Origin of the sequence: Paracoccus sp. MA, assembly GCF_020990385.1 — a bacterium.
In the GTDB taxonomy this organism is placed as follows: domain Bacteria; phylum Pseudomonadota; class Alphaproteobacteria; order Rhodobacterales; family Rhodobacteraceae; genus Paracoccus.
In genome coordinates, this window is sequence record NZ_CP087598.1 from 446,472 (window position 1) to 466,337 (window position 19,866).

At 70.5% G+C, this 19,866-nt stretch carries 20 protein-coding genes; 7 read left to right on the top strand and 13 right to left on the bottom strand.

Features of this window, described 5'->3' with window-relative positions:
* Nucleotides 1-7: 7 nt before the first annotated feature.
* From LOS78_RS09285 to LOS78_RS09300, 4 genes are all read right to left on the bottom strand, one after another.
* Nucleotides 8-784, bottom strand: a complete 777-nt coding sequence (locus LOS78_RS09285) for an ABC transporter ATP-binding protein (protein ID WP_028713969.1) — start codon at nt 782-784, stop codon at nt 8-10.
* Nucleotides 784-1,818 carry an iron ABC transporter permease gene (locus tag LOS78_RS09290; protein ID WP_036698855.1) on the bottom strand — a complete coding sequence of 345 codons (1,035 nt, stop codon included), beginning with the start codon at nt 1,816-1,818 and terminating at the stop codon, nt 784-786. The genes LOS78_RS09285 and LOS78_RS09290 overlap by 1 nt, the downstream gene beginning before the upstream one ends.
* Entirely contained in the window at nt 1,815-2,912 is a 1,098-nt protein-coding gene (locus LOS78_RS09295) for an ABC transporter substrate-binding protein (RefSeq protein ID WP_028713971.1), read from the bottom strand. The genes LOS78_RS09290 and LOS78_RS09295 overlap by 4 nt, the downstream gene beginning before the upstream one ends.
* Nucleotides 2,913-2,974: 62 nt before the next feature.
* Nucleotides 2,975-4,381, bottom strand: a complete 1,407-nt coding sequence (locus tag LOS78_RS09300; RefSeq protein WP_230378032.1) for a YncE family protein — start codon at nt 4,379-4,381, stop codon at nt 2,975-2,977.
* A gap of 138 nt (nt 4,382-4,519) precedes the next feature.
* Here LOS78_RS09300 and LOS78_RS09305 point away from each other — a divergent pair, with 138 nt between their 5' ends.
* On the top strand, nt 4,520-5,356 hold the full coding sequence (locus LOS78_RS09305; protein WP_230378033.1) for an alpha/beta hydrolase: 837 nt from the start codon (nt 4,520-4,522) through the stop codon (nt 5,354-5,356).
* A 55-nt stretch (nt 5,357-5,411) separates the two neighbouring features.
* The gene (locus tag LOS78_RS09310; RefSeq protein WP_230378034.1) at nt 5,412-5,693 is read left to right on the top strand and encodes a hypothetical protein; all 282 of its coding nucleotides are present in this window, start codon (nt 5,412-5,414) and stop codon (nt 5,691-5,693) included.
* Here LOS78_RS09310 and LOS78_RS09315 read toward each other — a convergent pair.
* The gene (locus LOS78_RS09315; RefSeq protein WP_230378035.1) at nt 5,668-9,543 is read right to left on the bottom strand and encodes a non-ribosomal peptide synthetase; all 3,876 of its coding nucleotides are present in this window, start codon (nt 9,541-9,543) and stop codon (nt 5,668-5,670) included. The two genes, LOS78_RS09310 and LOS78_RS09315, sit on opposite strands and share 26 nt — an antisense overlap.
* Before the next feature lie 171 nt (nt 9,544-9,714).
* Here LOS78_RS09315 and LOS78_RS09320 point away from each other — a divergent pair, with 171 nt between their 5' ends.
* Both LOS78_RS09320 and LOS78_RS09325 read left to right on the top strand, forming a co-directional pair.
* Complete coding sequence (locus tag LOS78_RS09320; protein ID WP_230378036.1) at nt 9,715-10,284, top strand: cytochrome b; 570 nt, start codon at nt 9,715-9,717, stop codon at nt 10,282-10,284.
* A gap of 90 nt (nt 10,285-10,374) precedes the next feature.
* Nucleotides 10,375-10,707, top strand: a complete 333-nt coding sequence (locus LOS78_RS09325; RefSeq protein ID WP_028713977.1) for a DUF2794 domain-containing protein — start codon at nt 10,375-10,377, stop codon at nt 10,705-10,707.
* Between the two features lie 23 nt (nt 10,708-10,730).
* On the opposite strand, the gene LOS78_RS09330 is transcribed toward LOS78_RS09325, so the two are convergent.
* From LOS78_RS09330 to cobA, 5 genes are all read right to left on the bottom strand, one after another.
* Complete coding sequence (locus LOS78_RS09330; protein WP_028713978.1) at nt 10,731-11,540, bottom strand: crotonase/enoyl-CoA hydratase family protein; 810 nt, start codon at nt 11,538-11,540, stop codon at nt 10,731-10,733.
* A 3-nt stretch (nt 11,541-11,543) separates the two neighbouring features.
* Complete coding sequence (locus LOS78_RS09335) at nt 11,544-12,473, bottom strand: AEC family transporter (protein ID WP_230378037.1); 930 nt, start codon at nt 12,471-12,473, stop codon at nt 11,544-11,546.
* Nucleotides 12,473-12,721 carry a sulfurtransferase TusA family protein gene (locus LOS78_RS09340; protein WP_036698857.1) on the bottom strand — a complete coding sequence of 83 codons (249 nt, stop codon included), beginning with the start codon at nt 12,719-12,721 and terminating at the stop codon, nt 12,473-12,475. The genes LOS78_RS09335 and LOS78_RS09340 overlap by 1 nt, the downstream gene beginning before the upstream one ends.
* A 10-nt stretch (nt 12,722-12,731) precedes the next feature.
* A complete protein-coding gene (locus tag LOS78_RS09345; protein WP_230378038.1) occupies nt 12,732-13,247 on the bottom strand; it encodes a DUF2478 domain-containing protein in 516 nt (171 codons plus the stop codon).
* Between the two features lie 78 nt (nt 13,248-13,325).
* On the bottom strand, nt 13,326-14,057 hold the full coding sequence (cobA, locus tag LOS78_RS09350) for a uroporphyrinogen-III C-methyltransferase (RefSeq protein ID WP_230378039.1): 732 nt from the start codon (nt 14,055-14,057) through the stop codon (nt 13,326-13,328).
* Between the two features lie 120 nt (nt 14,058-14,177).
* Between cobA and LOS78_RS09355 the strand changes: the two genes are divergently transcribed.
* Genes LOS78_RS09355 through plsY form a run of 3 tightly spaced genes read left to right on the top strand, consistent with a single transcriptional unit; the run spans nt 14,178 to nt 16,986 of the window.
* Nucleotides 14,178-15,137 carry an aspartate carbamoyltransferase catalytic subunit gene (locus tag LOS78_RS09355; RefSeq protein ID WP_028713983.1) on the top strand — a complete coding sequence of 320 codons (960 nt, stop codon included), beginning with the start codon at nt 14,178-14,180 and terminating at the stop codon, nt 15,135-15,137.
* Nucleotides 15,134-16,405, top strand: a complete 1,272-nt coding sequence (pyrC, locus tag LOS78_RS09360) for a dihydroorotase (RefSeq protein ID WP_230378040.1) — start codon at nt 15,134-15,136, stop codon at nt 16,403-16,405. The genes LOS78_RS09355 and pyrC overlap by 4 nt, the downstream gene beginning before the upstream one ends.
* A complete protein-coding gene (plsY, locus tag LOS78_RS09365) occupies nt 16,402-16,986 on the top strand; it encodes a glycerol-3-phosphate 1-O-acyltransferase PlsY (RefSeq protein ID WP_028713985.1) in 585 nt (194 codons plus the stop codon). Before pyrC ends, plsY begins: the two co-directional genes overlap by 4 nt.
* Nucleotides 16,987-17,067: 81 nt before the next feature.
* On the opposite strand, the gene LOS78_RS09370 is transcribed toward plsY, so the two are convergent.
* The 3 genes from LOS78_RS09370 to LOS78_RS09380 all read right to left on the bottom strand — a co-directional run bounded on the left by LOS78_RS09370 (nt 17,068) and on the right by LOS78_RS09380 (nt 19,828).
* Nucleotides 17,068-17,943: a 3-hydroxybutyryl-CoA dehydrogenase gene (locus LOS78_RS09370; RefSeq protein WP_230378041.1), complete on the bottom strand. Its 876-nt coding sequence runs from the start codon at nt 17,941-17,943 to the stop codon at nt 17,068-17,070.
* 200 nt (nt 17,944-18,143) lie between these two features.
* Nucleotides 18,144-19,070 carry an electron transfer flavoprotein subunit alpha/FixB family protein gene (locus LOS78_RS09375; protein ID WP_230378042.1) on the bottom strand — a complete coding sequence of 309 codons (927 nt, stop codon included), beginning with the start codon at nt 19,068-19,070 and terminating at the stop codon, nt 18,144-18,146.
* Nucleotides 19,070-19,828, bottom strand: a complete 759-nt coding sequence (locus LOS78_RS09380) for an electron transfer flavoprotein subunit beta/FixA family protein (protein ID WP_230378043.1) — start codon at nt 19,826-19,828, stop codon at nt 19,070-19,072. Before LOS78_RS09380 ends, LOS78_RS09375 begins: the two co-directional genes overlap by 1 nt.
* Between the last annotated feature and the right edge of the window lie 38 nt (nt 19,829-19,866).

Consider the following 19,866-nt stretch of genomic DNA (forward strand, 5'->3'; position numbering starts at 1 on the left):
CGAGCCCTTAGCCCGGCGCGTGTTCGGCGTCGATCAGCACCATGATGCGGCCGCGCGAGCAACGCTCGACCCTTGCCTCGACGCCATAGACCTCGGCCAGCAGGGCGGGGGTCAGGACCTCTTCCGGGCGACCCTCGGCATGGGTCCGGCCGCCATGCATCAGCACGATCCGGTCGGCCCATTGCGCCGCCAGCGCCAGATCGTGCAGCACGGCGACGACGATGCGCCCCTCGGCCGCCAGGCGCCGCAGTTCGGAAAGCAGCCGCACCTGCCGCGCCAGATCCAGCGCGCTGGTCGGCTCGTCCAGAAGCAGCAGGCGCGGGTCGCGCACGATGGCCTGCGCCAGGCTGACCATCTGCCGCTGGCCGCCCGACAGCGCCGACAGGGGCTCCAGCGCCAGCGCGCCGATGCCCAGCTTGTCCAGCACCGCCATGGCGGTGGCATCGGCCCCGCGCGCGCCCAGCGTGTCGCCCGCGCGCAGCGCCGCGATCACGCTTTCCAGCGCCACCAGCGACGAGCCGGCCGGCAGGCTTTGCGGCATGAAGCCCACCAGCCGGGCGCGGTCGCGCATCGGCACATGGGCCAGGTCCCTGCCGTCCAGCAGCACCTTGCCGCCATGCGGCTGCAGCTGCGCGATGGCGCGCAGCAGCGTGGACTTCCCGGCGGCGTTCGGCCCGGCCAGCACCGTGACCTCGCCCGGGCGCAGCAGCGGCAGGTCCAGCCCTTCCAGCACGCTGCGCGCGCCGTAGCGCACCGAGATGCCCTGCGCCAGCAGCCCCTGCATCAGCGCCGCCTGCCGCGCAGGATCAGCGCGAAGAAGATCGGCAGCCCGATCAGCGAGGTGACGAGCCCGACCGGCAGCAGCACGCCGGGCACCAGCGTCTTCGACAGCGTCGAGGCCAGTGACATCACCAGCGCCCCGGTCAGCAGGCTGGCGGGCAGGAAGACGCGGTGGTTCTCGCCCACCAGCATCCGGGCGATATGCGGCCCGGCCAGGCCGACAAAGCCGATCACCCCGACCATCGACACCGCCGAGGCGGCAAGCAGGCTGACCCGCAGCAGCGTCCAGCGCCTGAGGCCGGTGACATCGACGCCGAAGCTGCGCGCCTGGTCCTCGCCCAGCCGCAGCGCCGTCAGCTTCCAGGCCGCGCGGAAGGAAAATGGCACCGAGACCAGCAGGACCACCGCGATCAGCACCACGCCGGGCCATTGCGCCGAGGCGAGGCTGCCCATGGTCCAGAACACCAGCTGTTGCAGCGCATCGGCCGAGGCGACGAATTGCAGCAGCGACAGCAGCGCGGCGGCGGTGAAGTTCAGCGCCACGCCGAACAGGATCAGCACCTCGGGGCCGCCGCCGCGGATGCGGCCCAAGAGCTGCAAGAGCCCCAGCGCGCCGAGCGCGAACAGGAAGGCGTTGCCCGAGACGCTCCAGACCGCCGGCAGGCCGGGCAGGGTCAGGCCCAGCACGATCGCCACGGCGGCGCCGAGCGCGGCCGAGGAGGACACGCCCAGCGTGAAGGGCTCGGCCAGCGGGTTTTCCAGCACCGTCTGCATCTCGGCCCCGGCCAGCGCCAGCGCCGCGCCGACCAGCAGCGCCATGCAGGCCACGGGCAGGCGCACCTCCCAGACGATGACGCTGGTGCCGCGCGCCACCTCGCCGCCGGCCAGCGCCCGCAGCGTATCGGCCAGCGGCAGCCCGGCCGGGCCGGTCACCAGATCCAGCAGCAGCGCCGCCAGCGCCGCCAGTCCCAGCACCCCGACCAGCAGGGCGTTGCGCCGGCCCTGCCGGTGATAAAGCTGAAGCGTCGCGTCGCTCATTGTTCCGGCGTCACCCACCATGTCCCCGGCACGATGACCGGCGAGAAGCGGGCGTTGATCTCGGCCAGGGTGGCGAGGGGATCGACATCCTCGAACAGGTCGGGATGGAAGGTCTTGGCCAGGTATTCGATCAGCGCGATATGCACGGGCGAATCGTTGAACAGGTGCCAGACGCCGGCGGCCCGGCCCTGTTCCACCGCGCGCAGCGACGAGAATCCGGGCGCCGAGATCAGCCTGTCGAAGCTGGCCCGGGCGGTTTGCGCATCGACGCCCGAGCCCAGCACCAGCCCGCCGCGCGCCGCCATATGCGTGCCGCCGGTGGCGATATAGACGTCGGGATCGGCGCCGATCAGGTATTCCAGGCTGACATTGCCCAGCACGCCCTTGACGCTGTCATTGCCGATATTCTGCCCGCCCGCTGTGGTGATGAAGTCATGGAACACCCCGGTGCCGACGGTCGAGCAGCAGTTCTGTGCGGCGGCATGGACATGGAAGAAGACCCGCGGCCGGGTGATGCCCGGCACGGCCAGCCGGTCGCGGATGCGGTCGAGCCGGCTTTCGTAGAAGGTGGCGAATTCCTCGGCGCGTTCCTCGGCGCCGGTCAGCTTGCCCAGGATGCGCAGGCTGGGGATCGAGTTCTCCTGCGGATGCGAGAAGAAGTCGACATAGGCGACCGGGATGCCCGCCGCCTCGATCTGCCGGCGGGCGACCTCCATGCCGGGATCCTTCTGGTCGATCAGCGTCAGCAACACCAGGTCGGGATGCAGCGCGATGATCGCCTCGGCCGAGATGTCGCGATTGCCCGAGCCGATCGGGCGGATGGCGTCGATGGCCGGGAATTTCTCGCGATAGGCCCGCATGGTCGGCTCGTCCAGCGCCTTGTCCAGCCGCCAGCCGGAAACCAGCGCCACCGGATCGTCATGGATCAGGCCCAGCACCGACAGGTGGCGCCCCTCGCCCAGCACGATATGGCGGGCGGGCTCGGGCAGGTGCACCTCTCGGCCCAGGATGTCGGTGGCCACCACATCCGCCGCGGCAGCGCCAAGCGAGGCGATCAGGGCAAGGGCGGCAAGCAGCGGGCGGGTCAGGATCATGGCGGTTCCGTTGGCTCAGGCCGGGGCGCGCGTGGGCGCCCCGGCGGGGTCGGTGCCCCTCTTTACTGCGCGGCGGGGGTGATGCGCCAGATGCGGTCGCCCGCCTCGTCGTCCTCGCCCCGCGACTTGTTGACCGCCCAGACATTGCCCTTGCCGTCGGCGCGCAGCTGGTTCGGATAGCTGCCGGCGTCGAGATTGGCGACGATTTCGCCCTCGGGGCTGACCACGGCGATGGTGCCGGCTCCGCGATTGGCGACATAGGCCAGACGGCTGACCGGCTCGAAGGCCACGTTCAGCGGGCCGGCGCCCACGGCGACGTCATGGATCACCTCGCCGGTCTCGGCCTTGACGATCAGCAGGTTGTCGGTGGCCTGCGAGGCGACGAAGATCAGCCCCTCCTGCGGGTCGTAGGCCACGCCCGAGGCCGCCTTGGCGCCGGGCAGCGGGATCACCTTGACCTCGCCCGAGGCCAGGTCGACCAGCGCCGCCTCCGGCGTGGAGAGGCTGACGGTGACCAGCTTGCCGCCCGCCTCGTCGATGTCCAGCGCCATGGTCGAGAATTCCTCGCCGCGGATCTGCGACTGGATGGTGATCGGCTCCAGCGGCTCCAGCGTCTTGGTGTCGAAGACCTTGATCTCGGGCGTGCCGGTGGCGCTGGCATAGGCGCGGCCGTTGGCCTCGTCCACCACCACGTCGCGGGCATGGGGCACGGCGCCCGGCTCGAACTGCTTGACCAGCGACAGGTCGGATTGCTTGTAGACCGCCGCGGTGTCCTGGCGGGTATTGGTCACCCAGACATGGCCGTTCGCCTCGTCGACATCGACGCCATAGACCGCGAAGACGCCGCCGTCGCTGCCGTCGGGACGGGCGGGCGCGGCGCCGGGCGTGGCCTCGGCCTCGACCTGCAGCGTCTCGGGGTTGATCTTGACCAGCTTCGATTCCTTGACCGGCGGCCGGCCGACCGCGCTGGTCACGAAGGCGGCATTCGCGGCTTCGCTGAACTTCACCTGATAAAGGCCGCGCACCACCGGCTCGCTGGTGACGGCGAATTTCTCGGCGCCGGCGACCGGCACCTCGGGCGAGACCTTCAGCTCGACCACCCGGGCCGAGGCCGGGTTTTCGGTGATGACCACGACCGGCTGCAACCCGGTCTCGGCCTCGGCATCGATGTCCAGCGCGAAGCTGAACTTGCCCTCGGCATCGACGGTGATCGGCTCGGCGTTCAGCGCGGTGGTGCCGCGCATCAGCGTGACGGTCTGGCCGGGGATCAGGTTCTCGCCCTCGATCACCGCCTTGCCGCCCTTGTGGACCGGGGCGCGCTCGGCGCCGCCGGCGCTGACCCGGCCGGCGAAATCGACCAGCGGCTTGGTGAAGACGGTCTCGGCTAGAACCGGACCCGAGAGGACGGAAAGCGCCAGCGCCGAGGCGCCGAGCAGGGCTTGCAAAGGACGGCGGGATTGAATGGCCATGGGAACTCCTGAAGAAAGGGACCGGACTTGGCTGACCACTCGGGCTGGCTCGTGTCAGGCGGCAACCTATATTCCTGACAGTCCTTGTCAATTAAGGCCGGGCAAGGCACAGGGTTTTGTGAACGAAAGGATTGTCGCATGATGTCGCAGCTGGGACGCGTCGGACCGGATCACGCCAGGAAGCAGGCCGAGCTGCGCCTGTTCCAGACCGGGGCGCCGACGCATGTGCTGTCGCAGCAGGTGGTGGCGGTCGGCCCCGGCTACCGGCTGTTCCTGGCCGTGCCCAGGGCGCCTGCGCCGGCCGGGGTCTGGCCGGTGCTTTACATGCTGGACGGCAACGCCGCCTTCGATTTCCTGACGCCCGAGCATCTGGCGCTGGCCCCCGGGCTGATGATCGTCGGCGTCGGCTATGACACCGACCGGCAATTCGCGCGCGAGTTGCGGACGCTGGATTTCACCGCGCCGGACGGGCCGGGCGACGGGCTGCGCCCCGACCATGTCCACGAAGGCCGCACGGCCGGCGGCGCGGCGATCTTTCACGACCGGCTGACCGGCCCGCTGCGCGCGGCGGCCGAGGCCGGGCTGCCCGTCGATCCGGCCCGCCGCACGCTCTGGGGGCACAGTTTCGGCGGCCTCTTCACGCTTTACGCGCTGCTGGCGCGGCCGCAGGGCTTTGCCCGCCATGCCGCGATCAGCCCCTCGATCTGGTGGGACGAGGCGTTGATCCGCCGCGTGGCGCAAGAGGCCGCGCCGGCCTCGCTGCCGCTGCTGGTGGCCTTGGGCGACCGCGAGAAGCGTTCGGGCAGCGACGGCCCGCCGCCCGACGGGCCCGCGCCGGCGACCATGCAGTTCGTCGCCGATCTGGCCCGCCATCCCGGCCACCGGGCGCAGGTCCATGTCCTGCCCGGCCATGTGCATATCCAGACGCTGGCCGGCTCTTTCCCGCTGGTCCTTCCCTTTGCGGCCGCGGATTAACCGGATCTTCAGCCTTTCGTGCTTGGCTGTCGGCCGGCAAGGAAAGAGGATTCGGATGGTGTTCGCCAGATATTTCCTGGTTCTGCTGGGGGTGGGGCTGTGCCTGATCGGCGCGGCCCAGGTGCAAGAGGGGATTCCCGGCCTTTACGTCTCGCGCGGGATCGCGCAGCTGCAGGCCGATGCGAATGAAATCCTGCTGGGCATCGCCTGGCTGATCGGCGGGCTGGCCAGCGGGGTGTTCGCGCTGGCCTTTCCGCGCGCCGGAACGCCGGCCGCGATGCGCCCGGCGGCAGGGCCCGGCCGCCCGGCCGTCAGCCCCGATCCAGCCTCTGGCTGAGTTCGGGCGCGATCAGCGCCGTGGCCTCGGCCGAGGTCATTTCGGCATGCAGGAAGGGCAGGTCGATGACCTCCAGCCGGGTGGCATAGGGCGCCCACATTTCGGGCGTCAGCATGCGGTCCTTGTGGTCGCGCGCGGCGCGGAAATGCGTGACGGTGCCGCCGAAGCGGCGGTGGTGATGGCCGCGGATCAGCCGGTTGGTGCCGGTCACCGTGCGCACCACCCCGTCCAGAACCGGCTCGGGCAGGGCGCCAAGCGCGCTGTCCCCCCGGCGCAGGAAGGCCACCACCGCCTCGCGCGTGTCCAGGTCGCGATGCGCCTCGGGATCGTAGCCGGCGATGGCCAGCAGGGCGCGCAGGGCGGCGACCGGATCGGGCTCGGGCTCGTCCCGCCAGGCATCGCAGGGATAGCTGTCGAGCATGGCGACCAGGCCGGGCTCGCGCCCGGTCTCGGACAGGATCACCGCGATGTCCTGCGCCAGGATGCCGCCGACCGACCAGCCTGCCAGATGCGCCGGCTGGCCTTCCGGCACCAGCGCCGCGATGCGCTGCGCATAGTCCCGGGCCAGCGCCGCCAGGCTCTCGGGCATGGCCACCGCCGGGTCGAGGCCGGGATGCTGCAAGCCCCAGACCCGCCGCGCCGGGGCGATGCGCCGCGCCAGCCCGCGATAGCCCCAGGCCAGGCCGCCGGCCGGGTGGATCAGGAACAGCGGCGCGGCTTGCGGGTCGCCCTCGGCCAGCAGGATCAGCGGGCCAAGCCCGTCGTCACGGGGCGCCTGCGCATCCAGCGCGGCGGCCAGGGCGGCCAGCACCGGCTGCTCGAAAATGGTGCCCAAGCCCGGATCGCGGCCGGTCGCGGCCTCCAGCGCCTGCGCCAGCCGCACGGCGGAAAGCGAATCGCCGCCGAGGGCGAAGAAATCCGCCTCGGCCGGGGCGGGGGCGTCCAGGTGCAGGATCTCGGCGTAAAGCCGCGCCAGCAGGCGCTCGGTCGCGCTTTCGGCCGCCCGGCCGGCGGCGGCGAATTCCGGCGCCGGCAGCGCCTTGCGGTCCAGCTTGCCGTTCGCGGTGACGGGCAGGGCCTTCAGCGCCACTTCGGCCGCGGGCAGCATATAGGCGGGCAGGCTGGCCGACAGCCGCTCGGCCAGCAGGCCAGGCCGCCAATCCGCCGCCGGCACCAGATAGGCGACGAGGCGCTTTTCGCCGGCATGGTCCTCGCGCGCGATCACCACCGCCTCGCGGGCCAGGCCCGAGGCCATGATCGCCGCCTCGATCTCGCCCAGCTCGACGCGCAGCCCGCGGATCTTCACCTGATGGTCCGAGCGGCCCAGATAGACCACCGCCCCGTCCGGCCGCAGCCGCGCCAGGTCGCCGGTGGCGTAAAGCCGCCCCTGGGGGGCGTCGACGAAGCGTTCCGCCGTCAGGTCGGGCCGGCCCAGATAGCCGCGCGCCAGCTGCACGCCGCCCAGATACAGGTGCCCGGCCAGGCCCGGCGGCACCGGGCGCATGCGCTCGTCCAGCACCTCCAGCGCCGTGTTCCAGACCGGAAAGCCGATGGGGACCGGGTTCGCGCGGTCCTCGGGCCCGGCGGGCCAGAAGCTGACATCCACCGCCGCCTCGGTCGGGCCGTAGAGGTTGTGCAGCTCGGCCCGGATGCGGGCGTGGAAGCGGTCGCGCTGATCCGCCGTCAGCTCCTCGCCCGAACAGAAGACGCGGGCCATCGCCAGCCCCTGCGAGGCGGGCGAGGCCAGGAAGGCCGAGAGCATCGAGGGCACGAAATGGCAGGTGGTGATCCCGCGGTCCCGGATCAGCCGGGCGATGGCGGCGGGGTCGCGATGCGCGCCGGGCGGCGCCATGACCAGCTCGGCCCCGGCGATCATCGGCAGGAAGAACTCCCAAACCGAGACGTCGAAGGTTGCCGGGGTCTTTTGCAGGATGCGGTCGCTGGCATTGATGCCGTAATGCGCCTGCATCCACAGCAGGCGGTTGACGATGGCGCGATGCTCGACGGCGACGCCCTTCGGCTCGCCGGTCGAGCCCGAGGTGAAGATCACATAGGCCAGATCGTCCGGCGCCGGCGCGGCCTTGGGGCGGCCTTCGACCGGCGGGTCGGTGGGCCAGTCGGCGGGTAGCAGCAGCCCGGTGCCCGGGGGGAACAGCCCGGCCAGATCGGCCGAGGTCAGCACCGCGGCCGGCCGGGCCTGCGCCAGGATGCGGGCGATGCGCTCGGGCGGATGCGCCGGGTCCAGGGGCAGATAGGCGGCGCCCGCGCGCAGGATCGCCAGCAGCGCCACGGGCAGCTCCAGCGAGCGTTCCAGCGCCACCGCGACGATGCGGTCGGGACCGGCGCCAAGCTCTTGCAGCCGCGCGGCCAGGGCGGCGCTGCGGCGGTCGAGCGCCGCGAAGTCCAGGCTGTCCGCGCCGAAGCTGACGGCGGGGGCCTGGGGCGTGGCGGCAAGCTGCGCCTCGATCAGCGCGGTCAGGGTGGTGTCGGGCAGGGGGTGGCGCGTCGCCTCGGCCCGCGCCCTTGCCGCGGCGATCTCGGCGGGACTGGCGGTCGGCACCTCGGCCAGGGTTTCGGCGGCAAGCGCCGCGGCCAGGAAGGCCGCCAGCCGGTCGCCATGGCCGCGCACCTCCTCGGGGGTGTAGAGCGCGGGGTTCGCGTCCACCTCGAAGATCATGCCCGCTTCCGGGTCGCCGCGGAAGGTCAGCGTCAGGTCGTCCACCGCCCCGGCGCCCAGGATGTGCAGCCGGCAGTCGAGCCCCGGGAATTCCGGCGGCTTGTCAAAGGGCTGCACGTTCACAAGCGGACCGTAAAGCCGCCGCGTGCCGCCGACCAGCCCCAGTTCGCGCCGCAGAAGCTCGCTGCGATAGAGGCCGCGGCGGCGGGCCTGGGCCATGGCCTTCGACTGGGCGGCCAGCCATTCGGGCAGCGGCGCGTCCTCGTCCAGCCGCAGCCGATGCGGCAGCACGTTCATCGCCATGCAAGGCACCTGCGCGATCCTGCGACCCATCCGCGCCATGAAGGGCAGGCCGATCACCGCCTCGCCCCCCGTCCAGCGCGCCAGATAGGCGCCGCAAAGCGCGTTCAGCACATCCGGCCAGCCCAGCCGGTGCCGGGCGGCATAGGCGGCCAGCCGGTCCAGCAGCGCCTGCGGCAACCGGCGCGAATCGCGCAGGAAGTCATGGCCGCTGACCGCACGGCCCGGCGCCGGGCCCGCGACCTCGGGCAGGCCCGCAAGCTGGGCGTGCCACCAGTCCCGATCTGCCGCGCGCCGGGGCGAGGCGCGCCAGGCCGCGTCCTCCTCGGCCGCCAGCGCCAGCGGGCCGAAGGGCTCGGGCTCGGGCGTCCCCGCCACCAGCGCGGCGTAATGCGCGGCGATGCGGTTGGTCACCAGCACCATGCCGTAGCCGTCGATGGCCAGGTGGTGGATGCGCTCGTAAAGGAAATGCCGCTCGGGGCCGAGTGCGATCAGGGCCAGCGCCCCGGCCGGCTCGCGCGCAAGGTCCAAGGGGCGGCGGCTGTCGGCCTGCATCTGCGCCAGTGCCTGCGCCTCGGCATCGGGCTGGGCCGAGAGGTCGGCAAAGCCCAGGATCGGCGGCAGGCCCAGCCATTGCCGCGGCCCCTCGGGCCCGGCGGCGAAGCGCAGCGCCAGGGCCGGGGTCTCGGCGATGGTGCGCTGTACGGCTTGGGCCAGCGCGTCGCGGTCCAGCGGGCCGGTCAGTTCCAGATATTGCCCGGTGTTCAGGATCGGGTTGTCCGGGTCCAGCGCCTGGACATACCAAAGCCCCTCCTGCGCCTCGGTCAGCGGGCAGCCGGTCTCGGTCGGGAGGTCGCGATTCTGAGCATTCATCTGGGCCACACCTTGGCAGGCACAAGGGAAACGGAAACGAAACGGATGCTGACGACCATGTTACCCCGCAGACAGGTTCGCGGGTCTTGCCCGTTTCGGGCCATGGCCATACTGTCGCTAAGAAAATTAGTCAACTTTACCCGGGCGCGACCGGACCGCGCAGGAGCCGCCATGACCCCCGATTCCCTTCCCTGGCGCGACTCCGCCCGGCTCTATGGCAAGCTGACGCGGCTGCTGCATTGGAGCATCGCCGCGCTGATGCTGTGGCAGTTCCTGGGCATGGGGTTGCGGCTGGTCCTGGGCCGCACGCCGCTGGTGTCCTTCTTCGTCGGCTCGCATCAGAAGGTCGGCACGGTTCTGTTCCTGCTGATCGTGCTGCGGGTGCTCTGGGCGCTGGCGAACCGCCGCAACCGGCCCGACCATGGCGCGGGGCTGTTGGGGCTGGCGGCGCGGCTGGGCCATGGGGCGCTGTATCTGGTGATGGCCCTGGTGCCGTTCGCCGCCCTGCTGCGCGCCTATGGCGGCGAGCGCGCCTTTGCCCCCTTCGGCTTCGAGATCTTCGCCGCCCGGCAGCCGCCGATCGGCTGGATGGTGGGGATCGGCGATGCGCTGCATGGCGAGATGGCCTGGCTGCTGCTGGCGCTGATCGCGGGCCATGTCGTCATGGTGGGCGTGCATGAGGGGATGTGGCGCGACGGCACGCTGGCGCGCATGGCCGGGCGGCAGCGCGCCGGGTTTTGACGCCGGGCGTTGCGGGCAGATCGGCAAACTGGCGCGCGGCGGCCCTTTTTCGTTGATTGCGTGCCGGGGCGGTGTCACCATTCGTCTATGATGAATATGCCCTTCGGTTTCCCGTCCGAGCATGATCGCGTGGCCTTCGACCGGGCCGAACTGGGCGTCATCCTGTCGGTTTACGGGCGCATGGTCGCGGCGGGCGAGTGGCGCGACTATGCCATGTCCTTCCTGCGCGACATGGCGGTGTTCTCGGTGTTTCGCCGGGCGGCCGAGCATCCGCTCTATCGCATCGAAAAGCGGCCCAAGCTGCGCAACGCGCAGGGACAATATGCGGTGATCGGCATGGATGGGCGCATCCTCAAGCGCGGCCACGACCTGCCCACCGTGCTGCGGGTGCTGGAGAAGAAGCTGATCCGGCCGGTGGACTGACCCGGGCGGCCGCGGTCGGGCGGTCAGCCCGCCTCGGCCTCCGGCTTGATCTTCTGCGCCGTGCCCTGGGCGAAGCTGTCCAGCCGGCCCTTGGCCGCGTCTTGGGTGTTGACGATGCCGGCGACCATGGATTCGGCATAGGCGGCGTCCAGCCCCGACATGTTCTGCATGTGCGAGATCGCCGAGCAGGCGGCGAAATTCGACAAGGGCGTGTTCTGCGCCACCCGGCGGGCCAGCTCATAGGCCTTGGCCTCGCTGTCCGCGACCCGGTATTGCGCCAGCCCGACCTGCACCGCCTCCTCGCCGGAATAAAGCCGGCCGGTCAGCATCATGTCCACCATGCGCGCCTGGCCGATCAGCCGCGGCACGCGGATGGTGGCGCCGCCGCCGGTGAACAGCCCGCGCTGGCCCTCGGGCAGGCCGAAATAGGTGGTCTCGTCCATGACCCGGATATGGACCGAGGAGGCCAGCTCCAGCCCGCCGCCGACCACCGCGCCCTTCAGCGCCGCGATGACCGGCACGCCGCCGTATTCGATCTTGTTGAATGCCTCGTGCCAGCGCAGGCAGATGCGCATGAACTCGGCGGGGCTGCGCTGCTCGCGCCCGTGCTCGACCAGGTCCAGCCCGGCGCAGAAATGCGGCCCCTCGGCGCGCAGCACCACGGCGCGGGCGCCCGAGGCGGGCAGGGCGGAAAAGACCTCGACCAGCTCCTCGATGGTCTCGGCGCTCAGCGCGTTGCGCTTGGCGGCGCGGTTCAGCGTGACGGTGGCGATGCCGTCCTCGTCCATCCGAAACAGCAGGTTGTCGAGCGTCAGGGCCGAGATGTCGCGCATGGTCTAGCCTTTCGTGATCCAGTGAATGACGACGGGAACCGTGGCGATGCTGGCCGCGGTCGAGATCAGGATGGCCGCCGAGACGCGCTGCACGGCGGTGCCGAAATATTGCGCGAGGATATAGACATTGCCCGCGACCGGCAGGCTGGCGGCGGCGATCATCACCCCCGCCGCATAGGGCTCGACCCCGAAGACCGCCAGCGCGGCGATGCCCACGGCCAGCGGATGCAGCACCAGCTTGGCGAAGCTGAGCCAGAGCGCCGGGCCCATGCGCTCGGCCGCGCGGCCGGCGAGGCTGGCACCGATGGCGAAGAGCGCCCCCGGCGTGGCCGAGGCGCCGAGCAGCGCCAGGAACTCGTCCAGCGGGCCCGGCATCGGCAGGTGCAGCCCGGCCCAGGCCAGGCCGGCCAGCATCGAGACGATCATCGGGTTCGAGACGATGCCGCGCAGCAAGGGCGCCAGCGTCGAGAGTCGCACCCGCCCCTGCCTTGCCGCGGTGACGATCAGGGTGATGAGGGTCGAGAACACCACCATGTCGATGGTCAGCACCATCAGCACCGGGCCGATGGCGCGTTCGCCCAGCAGCACGACCAGCATCGGCACGCCCAGAAAGCCGGTATTGCCGGTCATTGCCGTATGCGCCTCCATCGCCGCGGTGACGAGCGGCTGGCGGCGCCAGCGCGCCACCGCGAAACCCAGGGCCCAAAGCGCGGCCGAGCCTGACAGATAGGCCAGGACGAAAGCGGGGTCGAAGAGGCTGGCCACGTCCAGCGTCGCGGCAAAGCGGAACAGCATGGCCGAAAGCGCGAAGTAGAAGACGAATTTCGTCAGCCAGCCGGTCGCCTCGGGCGGGAAGAAGCGCGTGCGCCCCGCCAGCCAGCCCGTGCCGATGACGAGAAAGAAGGGCAGGGTCTTCACGAAGATCGCCAGCATCAGTCCGCGGCGATGGCGCAGGCGGGGCCGCGCTCGACGGTATATTCGGTCTCGCCCGGCGCCACCTCGCGGCTGCCGATCAGCCGGTGGCCGGATTCGGCGCAGAAATGCGGCACGTCGATCACCGCGGCGGGGTCGGTGGCCAGCAGCGTGACACGCGCGCCCCGGGGCAGCGCCATCAGCCGCTTGCGCAGCCGCAGCACCGGCAGGGGGCACAGAAGGCCGCGCGCGTCGATCTGCAGGCTCATGGCAGCAGGCTCATGCGGCAGGGCGGGCCAGCTGCGTGCGGCACCAGTCCTCGATGCGCTCGGCCGCGACATGTTCGGCCATATCGCCGGCGAAGTCGCGAAAGCCCGGCAGCTGTTCGTCGGGGACATGCACCAGCACCGGGATGCCCGCGGCCAGCGCCCGGGCGATGGTGTCGCGAAAGCCGCGGCCGAAACATTCCTGCTTGCCGAACTTGTTGACGATCAGCAGCTCGGCGCCGCGGTCCAGAACCGATTCGGTGCGGGCGACGGCGCGGGTCAGCGCCTCGCTGTCCAGCCGGCAGGCCTGCGAGCCCGCGCCCAGCGACTGGGTGATGCGCACCAAGGGGCCGTCATCGCCGAGGATGCGCAGGTCCATGTCGCATTCGCAGCCCGGCGCCGGCTCGGTATTGATCTGCACCGCGCCGGCCAGCCGCAGCCCGGCGGCGGCCAGCCGCTCGGCCGTGGCGGTGAGCAGCCGGTCGCCGGCGCCCGGCGCATGGTCCTGGATGGTGACGAAACCCAGCATGGCGGTCCTCTCTCGGCGGCCAGCATAGTCCATGGGCGCACGGGCGCAATATTGAGTATTTGGAAAACGGTGAAGGGCTCAGTTCCCCTCGGCCAGCGGGCCGTAGAGGATCAGCGCCGGATGCGGGCTGGGGCCTTCGCTTGCAAGCTGCGCGGCAAGGCCGGTCACGGTGCTGCGGACCAGGCGCTGGTGCGGATGGCCCACCGCCTCGGCCAGCAGCGCCGGCGTGTCGGGGGGCAGGCCGTTCTCGACCAGCAGCGCCGCCATGCGCGGGAAGGTGCGCTGGCCCATGAAGACCACGGTGGTGGCGCGCGGATCGGCCAGTGCCGCCCAGTTCTGGTCCTCGGGCAAGCCGCCGGTCACGTCGGCGCCGGTGACGAATTGCAGCCGGCGCGCGGTCTGGCGCCGGGTCAGCGGCAGACCGGCGACGGCGGCGGCGGCCATGGCCGAGGGCACGCCCGGCACGATCTGGAACGGGATGGCGTGGCGGCGCAGCGCCGTCAACTCTTCCTCGAGCCGGCCGAAGATGCCGGAATCGCCGGATTTCAGCCGCACCACATGCTTGCCGGCCTGTGCATGTTCGACCAGCAGGGCGTTGACGTTTTCCTGCTTGGCCGAGGGGCGGCCGGCGCGCTTGCCGACCGGGATGCGCTCGGCCTGCGGCCCGGCCTGGTCCAGCACCGGGCCCGAGGCGAGGTCGTCGTAAAGCACCACATCCGCCTGGGCCAGCAGGCGCGCGGCGCGCAGGGTCAGCAGGTCCGGGTCCCCCGGTCCTGACGAGACGAAGCTGACATGGCCCTTGCTGTTCATCGTTCCGCGATGCGGCAAAATCCGCGCCGATGCAAGGGGCCGATATCGGGGCCGGGGCCGCTTGCCGGGCCGCGCGGCTTTTGCCATAGAGGGCCGACCGCGACCTGGGGGACCCAAGCCATGTTCCGTGCCCGCCATCTTCTGGGGATCGAGCCGCTCGCCCCGCCCGAGATCACCACGCTTCTCGACCTGGCCGAGACCTATGTGGATCTGAACCGCCGCACGGTGAAGCATTCCGATGCCTTGGCGGGGATGACGCAGATCAACATGTTCTTCGAAAACTCGACCCGCACGCAGTCGAGCTTCGAGCTGGCCGGCAAGCGGCTGGGCGCCGATGTGATGAACATGGCGATGCAGACCAGTTCGGTGAAGAAGGGCGAGACGCTGATCGACACCGCGCTGACGCTGAACGCCATGCATCCCGACCTGCTGGTGGTGCGCCATCCGCAGTCGGGCGCCGTGGACCTGCTGGCGCAGAAGGTGAATTGCGCGGTGCTGAACGCGGGCGACGGGCGGCACGAGCATCCGACCCAGGCGCTTCTGGACGCCTTGACCATCCGCCGCGCCAAGGGGCGGCTGCACCGGCTGACCGTGGCGATCTGCGGCGATATCGCGCATAGCCGCGTCGCGCGCTCGAACCTGATCCTGCTCGGCAAGATGGAGAACCGGCTGCGGCTGGTCGGCCCGGCGACGCTGATGCCCTCGGGGGCGCGGGACTGGGGCTGCGAGGTCTATGAGGACATGCGCGAGGGGCTGAAGGGCGCCGATGTGGTGATGATGCTGCGCCTGCAGCGGGAACGGATGGACGGCGGCTTCATCCCGTCCGAGCGGGAATACTACCACCGCTGGGGGCTGGACGCCGAGAAGCTGGCGCTGGCGGCGCCCGATGCCATCGTCATGCATCCGGGGCCGATGAATCGCGGGGTCGAGATCGACGGCACCATCGCCGACGACATCAACCGTTCGGTGATCCAGGATCAGGTGGAAATGGGCGTCGCGGTGCGCATGGCGGCGATGGACCTGCTGGCACGCAACCTGCGCGCCGAGCGCGGCGCCAAGGCGGCGGAGATGATGGCATGATCCTGCACTTCCACAATGCCCGGCTGGTCGACCCCGAGGCGCAATCGGTCGAGGAAGGTTCGCTGACCGTCCGCGACGGCGTGATCGAGGCCATGGGCGCCGACGCTCCGCAAGGCGCCGAGCTGATCGACTGCGGCGGCAAATGCCTCGCGCCCGGGCTGATCGACTGGGGCGTCAAGATCGGCGAGCCGGGCGAGCGGCACAAGGAAAGCTTCCGCAGCGCCGGGCTGGCGGCGGCGGCGGGGGGCGTGACCACGGTGATTGCGCGGCCCGACACGATGCCGCCGATCGATGCGCCGGAATCGCTGGAATTCGCCACCCGCCGGGCGGCCGACGCGCCGGTGAACATCCGCCACATGGCGGCGCTGACCCGCGCCCGCGAAGGGCGCGAAATGGTCGAGATGGGCTTTCTGCAGGATGCCGGCGCCGTGGCCTTCACCGACGGGGTGCGGGTGGTCTCGGACACCCGGCTCCTGTCGCGCTGCATGACCTATGCCCGCGGCCTGGGCGCGCTGATCGTCGGCCATCCGCAGGAGCCGGGCCTGTCGAAAGGCGCGGCGGCGACCGGCGGCAAGTTCGCCTCGCTTTACGGCCTGCCGGCGGTTTCGCCCATGGCCGAGGTGATGGGGCTCGACCGCGACCTGGCGCTGGTGGCGATGACCGGCGCCCGCTACCATGCCGACCAGATCACCGTTGCGGCCAGCCTGCCGGCGCTGCGCCGCGCGCGCGAGGCGGGGCTGGACGTCAGTGCCGGCATCTCGATCCATCACCTGACGCTGAACGAATACGATGTCGGCGGCTATCGCACCTTCTTCCGCTTCACCCCGCCCTTGCGCTCCGAGGAGGACCGGCTGGCCATGGTCGAGGCGGTGGCCGAGGGGCTGATCGACGTGATCGCCAGCTTCCACACCCCGCAGGACGAGGAAAGCAAGCGCCTGCCCTTCGCCGAGGCGGCGCCGGGCGCGGTGGGGCTGCAGACCCTGCTGCCGGCGGCGATGCGGCTTTACCATCAGGGCGGGCTGAGCCTGCCGCAGCTCTGGCGGGCCATGTCGCTCAATCCGGCGCGCCGCCTCGGCCTGCCCGGCGGGCGGCTTGCGGCGGGGGCGCCGGCCGACCTGCTGCTGTTCGACCCGGACGCGCCCTTCGTGCTGGACCGCTTCACCCTGCTGTCGAAGTCGAAGAACACCCCCTTTGACGGTGCGCGGATGGAGGGCAGGGTGCTGGGCACCTGGGTCGCCGGGCGCCGCGTCTTCGGAGCGGACGCATGAGCCTGATCCTCTGGGCCGTGATCGGCTATCTTCTGGGCTCGGTGCCCTTCGGCATCGTCATCACCCGGGCGCTGGGGCTGGGCGACCTGCGCCGGATCGGCTCGGGCAATATCGGCGCCACCAACGTGCTGCGCACCGGCAACAAGCCGGCGGCGCTGGCGACGCTGGTCCTGGACAGCGGCAAGGGCGCCATCGCCGTGCTGCTGGCGCGCTGGCTCGCCGGTCCCGAAGCGGCGCTGGTCGCGGGGGCGGCGGCCTTCCTGGGCCACCTGTTCCCGGTCTGGCTGGGGTTCCGGGGCGGCAAGGGTGTCGCCACCTTCCTTGGCACGGTTCTGGCGCTCGACTGGCGGCTCGGCCTCGCGGCCTGCGGGATCTGGCTGCTGACCGCGCTGGTCGGCCGGATCTCCTCGCTCTCGGCGCTGGTGGCGGCGGCGCTGACGCCTTTCCTCGCCCTCTGGCTCGACGGCCCGCGCATGGCGGCGGTGACGGTGTTCATGGCGGCGCTGATCTTCATCCGCCACCACGCCAATATCAGCCGCATCCTGGCCGGGACAGAGCCCCGCATCGGCAAGAAAACCTGAGCTTCTTTCTTGCCCAAATATCCCGGGGGAATGCTTGAGCGGCCCCGTCGAGGGGCCGCTCAAGCATGGGGGCAGAGCCCCCTATCGCGTCGGCACCGGCTCCTCGCCGGAATAGTCGTAGAATCCGCGCCCGGTCTTGCGGCCCAGCCAGCCCGCCTCGACATATTTCACCAGAAGCGGGCAGGGCCGGTATTTCGTGTCCGCCAGCCCCTCGTGCAGCACGTTCATGATCGCCAGGCAGGTATCGAGGCCGATGAAATCCGCCAGCTCCAGCGGCCCCATCGGATGGTTGGCGCCCAGCTTCATCGACTGGTCGATGGACTTGACCGAGCCGACGCCCTCGTAAAGCGTATAGACCGCCTCGTTGATCATCGGCATCAGGATGCGGTTGACGATGAAGGCGGGGAAATCCTCGGCGCTGGCCGAGGTCTTGCCGATCTTCTCGACCACTTCCACAAGGGCCTTGTAGGTCTCCTCGTTGGTGGCAATGCCGCGGATCAGCTCGACCAGCTGCATGACCGGGACCGGATTCATGAAATGGAAGCCCATGAAGCGTTCGGGGCGGTCGGTGCGGCTGGCCAGCCGGGTGATCGAGATCGACGAGGTGTTCGAGGTCAGGATGGTTTCGGGCTTCAGATGCGGCAGCAGATCCTCGAAGATCGCCTGCTTGACGGTCTCGCGCTCGGTCGCGGCCTCAATGATCAGGTCGGTCTTGCCCAGATCGGAAAGCGTCATGGTGGTGGTGATGCGCTTCATCGCCGCATCCTTGTCCTCGGCCGAGATCTTGCCGCGGCTGACCTGGCGGTCCAGGTTGTGGTCGATCTGCGCCACGGCCTTGTCCAGCGCCTCGCGCGAGATGTCGGTCATCAGCACGTCATAGCCCGCCAGCGCGAAGACATGGGCAATGCCGTTGCCCATCTGCCCGGCGCCGATCACGCCCACCGATTGAATCGCCATGAACCTCATCCTTTTGTCGGTCAGTCGGGACGATAGGCGCAAGCGCCCCGAAGGTTCAATGTAAAAACCGCCCGGCGGGCGGCCGGGCGGTTTTCGGGATATGTTCCGGGCGGTTGGGGGCTCTGCCCCCGCGCCCCTGCGGCCCCTCGACGGGGCCTCAGGGGCGCTCCCCCGGAGTATTTGCGAAACGGTGAAAGCCCTCAGAGCTTCCCGGTCAGTTCCGGCACCACGGTGAACAGGTCGCCCACCAGGCCGTAATCGGCGATCTGGAAGATCGGCGCCTCCTCGTCCTTGTTGATCGCCACGATCACCTTGCTGTCCTTCATCCCCGCAAGGTGCTGGATGGCGCCGGAGATGCCCACCGCGACGTAAAGCTCGGGGGCGACGACCTTGCCGGTCTGCCCGACCTGCCAGTCGTTCGGGGCGTAGCCACTGTCCACCGCCGCCCGCGAGGCGCCCACCGCGGCGCCGAGCTTGTCGGCCAGCTCTTCGATGATGGCGAAGCTCTCCTTCGAGCCGAGGCCGCGGCCGCCCGAGACCACGCGTTTCGCCGAGGTCAGCTCGGGACGGTCGCTCTCGGCCACCTCGTCGGCAACCCAGGCCGACAGGCCCGGATCGGCGGCAGCGGCGGTCTCGGCCACGGCGGCCGAACCGCCCTCGCCCGCCGCGTCGAAGCTTGCCGTGCGGATGGTGAAGACCTTCTTCGCGTCCTTCGACTTCACCACCTGGATGGCGTTGCCGGCATAGATCGGCCGCTCGAAGGTCTCGGCGTCGAGGATGGCCGAGACGTCCGACAGCACCATCACGTCGAGAAGCGCCGCAACCCGCGGCATGACGTTCTTGGCATCGGTGGTCGCCGGCGCGGCGATGTGGTCGTAATCCCCGGCCAGGCCGACGATCAGCGCCGCGGTCGGTTCGGCCAGGCGGTGGCCGTAGAGCGGGGCCTCGGCCACCAGCACTTTCGACACGCCGGCGATCTTCGCGGCCTCCTCGGCCGCCGCTTTCGCCGAGGCCCCGGCGCAGAGCACCGTCACATCGCCAAGCGCCTTGACCGCCTGCACCGCCTTCGCCGTCGCGTCGCGGTTCAGCTCGCCATTCGTGACTTCGCCAAGCAGCAGAACAGCCATCAGATCACCCCCGCTTCTTTCAGCTTGCCCACCAGCTCGTCCACCGAGCCGACCTTGATGCCGGCCTTGCGGCCCTCGGGCTCGCGCACCGAGACCACCTCGAGCCGCGGCGCGACGTCGACGCCGTAATCACCGGCGGTCTTCTCGTCGAGCGGCTTCTTCTTCGCCTTCATGATATTCGGCAGCGAGGCATAGCGCGGTTCGTTCAGCCGCAGGTCGGCGGTGACCACCGCCGGCAGGCTGACCGCGATGGTCTGGAGGCCGCCATCGACCTCGCGGGTGACCTTGGCCTTGCCGCCCTCGATCTCGACCTTGCTGGCGAAGGTCGCCTGCGCCCAGCCCAGGATCGCCGCCAGCATCTGGCCAGTGGCGTTCATGTCGTTGTCGATGGCCTGCTTGCCGGCGATGATGAGCTCGGTGCCCTCGGCCTTGGCCACCGCGGCGAGGATCTTCGCCACCGCCAGCGGCTCGATGTCCTGATGCACGTCGTCCGCAGCCACGACCAGGATCGCCCGGTCCGCGCCCATGGCCAGCGCCGTGCGCAGCGTCTCGGCCGCCTGCTTGACGCCGATGGAAACCGCAATGACCTCCTCGGCCTGACCCTTCTCCTTCAGACGGATCGCCTCCTCGACCGCGATCTCGTCGAACGGGTTCATCGACATCTTCACATTCGCCAAATCGACACCGGAGCCGTCGCTCTTAACGCGCGCCTTCACGTTGTAGTCGATCACGCGCTTCACTGGCACGAGAACCTTCATCGGCCTCTCCCCTTTGGTTGCGTCACCTGTTCGGAGGG